At 65.9% G+C, this 8,970-nt stretch carries 8 protein-coding genes; 7 read left to right on the top strand and 1 reads right to left on the bottom strand.

Going from position 1 to position 8,970, the window contains the following annotated elements; all coding sequences use genetic code 11:
• Positions 1 to 194: hypothetical protein (locus tag ITP53_RS56670; protein ID WP_207757611.1), on the top strand; the 194-nt coding region annotated here is incomplete at its 5' end.
• Positions 191 to 709 carry a ParB N-terminal domain-containing protein gene (locus tag ITP53_RS51425; protein ID WP_195902798.1) on the top strand — a complete coding sequence of 173 codons (519 nt, stop codon included), beginning with the start codon at positions 191 to 193 and terminating at the stop codon, positions 707 to 709. The genes ITP53_RS56670 and ITP53_RS51425, both read left to right, overlap by 4 nt.
• Positions 710 to 855: 146 nt before the next feature.
• Here the strand turns inward: ITP53_RS51425 and ITP53_RS51420 are convergent, their stop codons facing one another.
• The gene (locus tag ITP53_RS51420) at positions 856 to 2,361 is read right to left on the bottom strand and encodes a hypothetical protein (protein WP_195902797.1); all 1,506 of its coding nucleotides are present in this window, start codon (positions 2,359 to 2,361) and stop codon (positions 856 to 858) included.
• Positions 2,362 to 2,519: 158 nt separating this feature from the next.
• On the opposite strand from ITP53_RS51420, the gene ITP53_RS51415 reads away from it, so the two are divergent.
• From ITP53_RS51415 to ITP53_RS51395, 5 genes are all read left to right on the top strand, one after another.
• The gene (locus ITP53_RS51415) at positions 2,520 to 3,260 is read left to right on the top strand and encodes a hypothetical protein (RefSeq protein WP_195902796.1); all 741 of its coding nucleotides are present in this window, start codon (positions 2,520 to 2,522) and stop codon (positions 3,258 to 3,260) included.
• A 315-nt stretch (positions 3,261 to 3,575) separates the two neighbouring features.
• On the top strand, positions 3,576 to 4,799 hold the full coding sequence (locus ITP53_RS51410) for a hypothetical protein (protein WP_195902795.1): 1,224 nt from the start codon (positions 3,576 to 3,578) through the stop codon (positions 4,797 to 4,799).
• Positions 4,800 to 5,951: 1,152 nt separating this feature from the next.
• Positions 5,952 to 6,332 (top strand): hypothetical protein, encoded by a 381-nt coding sequence (locus ITP53_RS51405; protein WP_195902794.1) that lies wholly within the window; start codon positions 5,952 to 5,954, stop codon positions 6,330 to 6,332.
• 863 nt (positions 6,333 to 7,195) lie between these two features.
• Entirely contained in the window at positions 7,196 to 7,447 is a 252-nt protein-coding gene (locus ITP53_RS51400; RefSeq protein ID WP_195902793.1) for a helix-turn-helix domain-containing protein, read from the top strand.
• Between the two features lie 5 nt (positions 7,448 to 7,452).
• On the top strand, positions 7,453 to 8,970 hold a 1,518-nt coding region (locus ITP53_RS51395; protein ID WP_195902792.1), incomplete at its 3' end, for a tyrosine-type recombinase/integrase.

Genomic DNA, 8,970 nt, shown 5'->3' with positions numbered 1-8,970 from the left:
ACCCCAGCCAGGACGGGCGCACGCGCGGGCAAGAGGATGAGCGCGCGTTCGCGCTGGCCCACCTCGACCACAGCCTCGCCCTCATCCGGCAAGGCGCCGCCCGCGCCTTCCTCGCCCAGGCCGAGACACTCGTGCCGGCCTGCTCAACGCAGCAGTCTCCGAGCGCCTCGGCCGGGCAGGAGGCCACGGCATGACCCGCCACGACACCGCTACCGGCGACCCCACACCCGCCGCGCTGGAGAGCACCACCGCAACCGAGCTCGCGCCGAGGCGGGCGGACAGTTCGCGGGTGGAGATCTTCCAGATGCTCGGCTGGCGCTGGGACATCACCGCAGCCAAGCAGATCACCCAGGGCCGGGTCCCAGAGGGGCGGATCGTGACCGAATGGTGGGCGGGCATGCTCAACCTGATCGTCATCGACCCGGAGCACGCCGCCGTGGTGGATCTGTCGCAGCCGCTGATCGTGGCCACAGTCCCGACCGGCGGCATGCCGATCATCGACGGCTGGCACCGCCTGTGCAAGGCCCTGACCATCGGCGTCGAGGAGTTGTCCGCGGTGGTGCTCACCGCCGAGGAGGAACGCGCCTGCCGCATCTGCGGCGGCGAAGAACCGGCCGAGGAAGATCTCGCCGACATCGAGAACCTCGACGAGGACGCCGAGGAGAACATGGTAGAGGGCGACGAGGAGAACCTGGTTGGTAGCGCCTGAGCCGGTGGCGTAGGTGGCATGCCCCGTCCAGCACAATCCAAGTGCGCTGGGCGGGGCACACCTCCTGCGTCACCGGATCAGGTCGGTCTGTCCGGGGCGTGCCCCATCACGCGGGGGTGTTTGCCCGCCATTATGAGCGCGACCTTCTACATCACCTTTTCAGACGTGGGATCGCGCATCAGATACGGGTTGGGCCCCAGACCGAGGGGACTGACGTAGCGGGCGGGCTTGTCCGGCTCAGGCTCGATCTTCTTGAAGAGGGGGCCACCGCCGTCGGGGGCGCCTGCGGGGCGCGGGTAGAGGGTGTGGCCGATGAGCCGGAGCACGGACTCGATGGGCAGCAGGTAGTCGATGAGGCTGGTCTCATCGACGTCGGACAGGGTGGGGTCGCGGGGCCGGTTGCGGTTGTGCAGACGGACCTGCCCGGCCTTGGCCAGATGGTCGTACAGGCGTCCTTCCAGCCATCCGGCTTCGCTGCTGTCGAGCGTCTCGTTGTCGTTGGATTTGTAGCGGATGAGCAGCGCCCGGTACCAGTGAGCGCGATCCTTAAGCTGCTGCAGCACCCGGTGACGGAGCCCGGGGATGCTGGCCTTGCCAACGTAGGCGCCCCACCGGCCCTCGCTGTCCGGGCGGTCGAGCAGGAGGTAGACGCCGGGGACGTTCCAGCCCTTCTCCAGGCGGCGGGCGTGGTCACGGTCGAGGAGAAGCATGCCGGTGACCTTGTGCTTGGCGCGGATCTTCATCGGGTTGTTCAGATCGTAGGAGAGGCCGACGATGAGCTGGGACGGGGCGAACCGCATCGCACACACGCAGGCGTCTCCTTCACCTGATGCCACCACGAGATATTCCCGAACAGTATCGGACACATCGCTCTGCGCAACCATGTGTTCCGAGGAAGAAACGAGCAGCTCACCCGGCGGATAGCCGCCCTCGCCGTGCCGGACAACGCGATGAAGGTGCCCGTTGCGGCCATAGAGGACCGTCATCCGCGCGATCCGCCGTGGCCATGGCCGGGGCGGTGGGTTCGCCCACGTGTCCGTGCCGGGCTGTGCGGCGGCCGGTCGGACGCGTTCAACAGGCACGTTCAGCCCGCGGACCAGGACACTTTTGCCTTGGATTTTCGTATGGCCGAACCCGGAGCCCTGCTTGGCATGGCCGTAGGTGCGTCGCTGCATGGAGTCGATGTCCAAGTACGCCAGGACTTCCTTGCCCGGCAGCAGCGGCGTGTGCTGGGCCAGCGCCGCGAGCACCTGCCGGGCGACCTTGTCCAGTTGTCGTACGTTGCCCCAGGTGAAGGCGCGCAGGAACGATCCCAGTGTGGACGGCGCGCGGATGCCGTCGAACAGCTCGCCCATCCCGCCGTGCCGCAGCGTGTCCAGGTCGTTGATGCTGTCGGCGCCGCAGGCCATCCCGGCCACGATCGAGGCGATCTTCGCGGGAGCGTTCACCCCGTCTGCCGCTGCTGGAACCACCTGCTCGCCGACCAGGCGCTCCAGGCCCGCCCGCTCGGCCAGCCGCAGCGCTGTGGCCAGGCCGCCGTAGGAGATCAGATGCTCTTCATCGAAGATCGCGTGGGTGTTGCTCCGGCGTGGGAGAATCGCACTTACAAGGTGCCTTCCTAAGCTGGCTGATTGAAGCGTAGAGAACTCCAATCTTCCCAGGTCAGAGGACACTTCGCGTTATTTCGCAACACATACAGCAATTTCAAGCCGTGGATCCAGGCTAAGGCGCAGGCCGCTTGGCTGGTGCACCTCCATGGGTTGGGAGAGCCTTCAGGTGTAACCCCTCGAACTCGGACGCAGGTGCCCCTATGGTCGAAGTCATGGTTGACCTCACTGAGTACGAGCGGCGCGGCGACTTCGACGCACCATTCGAACTGACCAGAAAGCACGAGCGTGTCCAGAAGGAGTCCGAGCGTATCCGCGAAGCGGTGCGGTGCGATGTCGGTCCGTTGACGTGGGAGGCCTACATTGCGGGCGAGCCATGTCCCGGTTGCGGTCTTCCGTATCGAGACGAGAAGCCATGGGAATTCAAGGGCACCATGTACTTCACAGAAGAAGAGCGCATCCGCTACGACGCTGAGGAGGTCCGGTTCAGAAAGGTGCACGGCGACTGTCACGCGATGCGCCACTCGGTCTCGGGATCGCTGACCATGCACTGCGGCAAGTGTTGCCCGTCACCGCCACTCTCGCCACGGCAAATCGAGAATCTCGGCCGTATCCTCGGCGCTCCCAAGCAGCCCCATGAACTGATGCGATGGCGCCTCCGGTTGTACTGCGGCCACGTCGTGGAGAAGCAATCGCATTACACACACAAGACGCTTCACTCGGCGTTCACAGGTTCCACGTCGTGCCCTGAGTGCGGCCTCGATCCGGCGACCATCGTGGACGGTGAGGCCATCGGCCTCGTGGAGGAGCCACCCGGCGTCGCGAAGCGGGTACCTGCCAAGTCGCCTCGCCGTCCCACTGCGGCCCGGAAGCCCACGAGAGCTGAGTTGGAGGCGAAGGTTCGCGAGTTGGAGGCGGAGATAGAGCGGCTTCGCGGTTCGTAGCTGTCGAAACGGCGAAACGACTCGGCGACTCGCTCAGGGGGTTGATGGACCAGTTCGGCGTCCTACCATCGCCCGGCCATCGGGAGGGCGCTCTTTGCGCAGCGCCCCTTACCCAGGCGAATGCCCGTCATGTACTGCGGGATCTCCTCGGCTCCTTCTCCCGTCGGCCCCTGCTGACCGTCAGGCGCATCGACGACCGCGAGCGCCCCGAGAAGATCTACAGGCTGGCACGACTCATGCCTCGCAGCAGTGCGACTAAAGGATCCCGGGGGGTTGCGCGGTTGTCTTGTCGCACCAGCGCGGCACTATCGACTCATGGCCGACGTACCTGTCCTTTCTGCCGACCGATTCCAGCACTGGGCGGTCGACTTCGTGCGCAATGAATATGTGGTGGTCACGACGGACGGACAACGTCTCGCCGGGACGCTACCGACGACAGCCTGGCCAGAGAACCAGGTCGCACAGTCGGTCTTCGACTGGGAGCACTGGTGGGTGATCAGCACGACACGCAGGGGCGACACGCTCGTGTCGGAGGCGTACAGCCCTATCAGCACAGACAAGGGGCGACCGGCCGTCTACCTCGATCAGAATCACTGGAGCAAGCTCGCATGGGCGATGGTTGACCCCCGTAAGGTTGCGAACAAGGATGAACTCACCGCCGCGATGCGGATCATCGAACTTGCCACCGACGCCGGTATCGTCCTGCCGCTCTCGTCGGCGCACCTTACCGAGACGTACCCGCTCCATGGTGATCGTCGCTACAACTTGGGACTCGCGATGGCCAAGCTGGCCGGAGGCTGGGAGCTTCGCTCCCCCATGACGGTCTGGGACAACGAAGTGGCCATGATGCTGGCAACGCACGAAGACGCTCCGTTGCCGGCATTCTCGCAGCTGCCTGTCGTCACCACCGAGCCACAGGCCTTCCTCGCCAACGGCGTGCGAGCATACGAGATCGACAACGACTGGGATCTGTTCCAGCTCGTCCTCTCCGAACCTTCCACCACGTTGTCGTGCCTGATCGACACCACCGCTGAGGCGAAGGGCGACGTGTCCGCATGGGTTCAGCGCAATCAGGAGATTACTGACTACTTCGCCGGACAGCGACTCCCCGATACAGATCGGCGAAAGCAGGCCGCAGGATTCTTCTGGACCGACAATATCCAGGTGCTCGCCAAAGCCGCAGCACGGGTCGGCGTCGCCCCAACATCGTTTGCCCGGGATTCCAAGGAGTTGCTCCAGCAGACCGAGACGATGCCATTCGTGTCGAACTTGTCGGCGCTATTCCGGCTGCGCTACCTCGATCGCCAGAACCGATGGAAGGGAAACGACCTGATCGACATGATGTACCTCTCGTGCGCAGCAGGTTACTGCGACTACGTGGCTGCAGAGCGTCACACGGGAACGCAGCTCCGGCAGATCATGAAAAGCAAAGGCGTAACTCCCAACGTGTTCATCACACTTGCGGATCTTGTGGAGGCCCTCGACCGGGACGGCGTGAAGACAGTAACCGAGGGAGCATCCGACAGTAACCGACAATGAGCGGGCTCAAGCGGCGCGAGCTACATCGGTCACTGGCCCTCGCACCGCCCTGCTGCCCCATTGCAGCGCTGCCTTCCTGCCAAGATCAATGCTCAAGGCGAGCCCTGGTGCACGAGATGGATGTCGTGGGGCTGAAGCTCCCCTAGTCGTTCCACACCTTCATCATGTCCAGGCGGCGCGAGTCAGCGAAGTTTGAGTGAGGGGAACGCCGCAGGTGAGAGGACTGTGCAGCGCCTTCGGGACGTGGCGGCACGGTCGCGTATGTGCCTGGGGCCGCCCGGTTCTCTTGTCCCGAGGTTCGCCGCCGCGCGCTCTGACCTGACCTGCGCGCTTAACCATCGGTGAGAAACCGGGCGGTCATCAGCCTTCGGTGATAATGCTCAACCTTCGCTGCAAAAAATCAGGATACTCCGTCGTGTGATTGGTGACGGATCTTGCCCGGAGACTGCCCGAAAACGCTGTGACCTGCGAAAACAAGGCCCAAGGCGGAGTGGTGTTGGCGGCTGAACCACGATGGTTCTGGGTGCTGGCCCGGGACGGAAGACGGCCGGGCCGCGACGCACCCGCCTGCCACCCCAGCCTGGTTGTAGCCAGGCGAACGACTGCGCGGCAGAGCCCAGAACAAGCGCGGCACGGACAGGCATTACAAGATCTTTGCTTGACGGCTTGTCCTAACTCGGGCCTCGAGACAGGTATTTGGATAAGTGACAGGGATCGCTGACCCGGTACTCGGGCCACGCCCACATGACCGAACCCATCGCCTCGACCAGCCACTCTTGCGGCGCACTCACCGTACGTCGCGAGGTTCACGACCCCACGGGGGGGACATCTGCCACTGACCGTCTGGCTGGCCGCAGCCGACACCGAATCAGCCAGCACCTGGGAGAGCGGTTGTTGTCATCCGGTCAGCGGGCGGCCAGCCCGCCATCGCATCGCCACCTGCACTCGCATGGGCGAGACGATCACTCACCTGGGCGCCACCGATCATCAGGTCATCTCGGCCGCGCTGACGGCAGGCTGCCTGCCGGTAGCCGTCTTCACCGACGCCAACTGGGCGGACGTGACCTGGACCGGCTGGCGCGCACCCACCCAGGCTACGCCCTGGAGGTCACCAACTTGCGCCTCATCGACCCCGGCAACGATGAGCAGAGGGTGCTCGCCGACCTCATCGCAAGCGCGGTCCTGGTCGTGGTTGAGCACACCTGCCGACAGCTCCTGCTCGCGGATGGCCGACCGGCCTTCGACGACGCGGTCGAGGTCCCGGAGGTCACCCACGAGGCAGAGCTGGTCAAGCCGGGCGAGCATCTGGTCGTGCTCACCGGCCTGCACCGCACTGACCGCGTGGTTGATCCGCTGCCGGAGATCATCGCCCAAACACGCGCCGCGGGCCTGGTGTATCTGCAGTACCTCATCGCCCTACGCCAGCCCGCACAGGGCGAGCACATCCACCCTGACGTCTCCGATCGTGGCCTGGCCGCTTCGCACGAGCTGCCGGAGTGCGCCGGATTGCCGGCGAGCGCACGTGCGCAGTGACGTGCTGCTGTTCACCCGGCCGAAGACGCCTCCGAGTTCATCCGAACCGGAAACGGGGGCCTGCGGAGCCGCTCAGCGGACGGCAGCGCGGACGGAAGTGAGCGTTCATGATCGAGATGACAACGTCGGTGTGGGCGACCGGCCAGCAGAACGTCGCGGGTGCAACGGTGGGGCCGGTACGTGCCGAAGTCGATGCGGCATCCGGGCAAGATGCTGCCTTCCATCGCCGCCACAACGATCGCCGCCTACACCGCACCCGGAGAATGGGCATCGACCCGAAGTGCGGGATCGGCACCACCCTGGTCGAGGCCACTCACCTCGACAGACACGCCGTGGGTGTGGAGTACGAGGAGAGGTGGGCGCGTCTGGCCGTGGCGAACCTCGGCCACGCCCGCAAGCAGGGGCATCCGGCTTCGGGACGAGTGGTGGCCGGGGGGTTCCCGGCACATCGCCCGGCTGCCACCGGATCTGGCCGGGCGGGCGGCGCTGGAGCTCACCTCACCCGTACGGGGCGGCCACGCATGGGCACATCCGCTCGTGGAGCTGAGCCTGAGCTGGAGTAGCGCGGATTGTTCCGGCGTTCGGGCCCGGATTCGGGCCGGGCGCTGGAGCGCGGGCTGAACCTGTGGATTTCGCTTGACGCGGGCCATGGAGGTGGGCGTCGATACCACCCGCCCACGCACCCGCCGCCCCGCTACCAGGCCCCGAACCCGGGCTGTGGCCGCCCGTCGATGACCGGCAACCACATCCCGCCCCACGGGCCACGCGGGGCCGGGTCGGGGGCGTAGCGCCCACCACAGCCCGCCAGGAACACACGGCCCATATGGCCGCAGACCTGTCCATCGACGTCACGGAGGTGATGCATGACCAGCACAACCCCAACCAGCCACCCCACGCAGCAGGCAACGCCAGAGGTGATCAGCTTGCTCGCAGCCGGACGGCTGCTCGGCATGGGCCGCACCAAGACCTACCGCCTCGCCCGCGCGGGGCAGTTTCCGTGCCGCGTGCTGCGCATCGGTGGCCGGTACGCAGTACCGGTACGCGGGCTGCGGGCGCTACTCGACCACACCCATCCGGACGGCAGTGAAGCCCGTCTGACAAGCAAGGAAGGATGACCTCGATGGCGAAAGCTCCGGAAACGACAGCAGCCAAAGAGCCGACCGTAGCCAAGGGCACCACCTTCAAAACGTGCGCCTGCAAGGACCCGGCCACCGGCAAGCGGCTCGGGAAGCACTGCCCGAAGCTGCGCCGCCCGCACGACGACGGAGGAGCCCGGTGGAGTACCACACACGGCTCCTGGGGCTACCAGTTGGAACTGCCCGCCCATACCGACGGCAAGCGGCGTAACCCGTTGCGGCGCAGCGGATTCGCCACGCTCGAGGATGCCGGGTCCGAACTGGACCACGCCCGCGGCCTGCTCACCCTCGACAACGACCCCGCCGTACGGCGGCAGATCACCAAGCTGATGCTGTCGGTCCTCAAAGACACCAAGAGCCTGCCCGACACCGAGGAAGTGAGACGCAAGGTCCGCACGCGCCAAGACCTCAACCGGCACATCACCGTGGCCGAGTGGCTGGAGGAATTCCTCAAGCGCAAGCGCGCCATCGAGGCGACAACGAAACGCTCCTACGAATCCCACGTCCGCCTCTACCTCAACCCCTACCTCGGAGACATCCGGCTGGACCGGCTTCACGTCTCCGACATCGCGAGCATGTTCGATGCAATCGAGGAGTTCAACGACATCATCGCCACCGAACGCGCCAGCGGCGACCCCACCCGCGTGGCAGCAGTCAAGTATCGGCGTCCGGTCGGCCCCACCAGCATGCACCGCATCCGGGCCACCCTGCGGCACGCACTGAACATCGCGATCCGCCAGGACAGGCTCCTGGACTTCAACCCCGCCGCCGTCGTCGAGATGACACCGATCGACCGGCCCAAGCCGGTCGTCTGGACCGAGGAGAAGGTGACGCAATGGCGGAAAGACCACGCCGAACACCGGGATCGCCTCAAGCAGGCACGCGACGGCAAGCGCGTCGACCCGATCGCCGCCTTCGTCAGCACTCCCCGGCCCTCGCCCGTCATGGTGTGGACCACCGAGCAGACGTCAGCCTTCCTCGCCTACGCTCGCCGGGACCGGCTGTTCGCCCTGTATCGGCTGATCGCCGTACGCGGCCTGCGACGCGGCGAAGGAGCCGGCCTCCGCTGGCCGGACATCATCTTCGCGACATCAAGGATCGGCATCCACTGGCAGATCACCCAGCTCGGCTGGACCCCGATCCAAGGCAGTCCGAAAACCGATGCCAGCGACCGCGAGATCGCGGTCGACGCCGAAACGATGGCCCTGCTCAAGGAGCACCGTAAGCGCCAGGCCCGGGAACGGCTGGCCGCAGGCGAAGACTGGGTCGATAGCGACTTCGTCTTCACCGATGAGATGGGCCGACCGCTGCATCCACAGCATGTGACCGACCGCTTCTACTGGCTGTGCTACCAAGCAGGGCTCCCGCCGATCCGGCTGTTGAGTCGGCCTGGGGCGCGGTGCCGGGATTGCTCTCGGTCCGTTTCCCCAGGCCGCTCGCCGAACCCGCCGTGCCGATCTCTCGGCAACGGGCTCTCCACGATCTCTGTCGTCAGGCGGGGT

It is taken from the genome of Nonomuraea cypriaca (genome assembly GCF_015645445.1).
GTDB classification, from domain to species: domain Bacteria; phylum Actinomycetota; class Actinomycetes; order Streptosporangiales; family Streptosporangiaceae; genus Nonomuraea; species Nonomuraea cypriaca.
The sequence above is the reverse complement of the archived record's forward strand: the minus strand, read 5'-3'. Positions and strand labels throughout refer to the sequence as shown.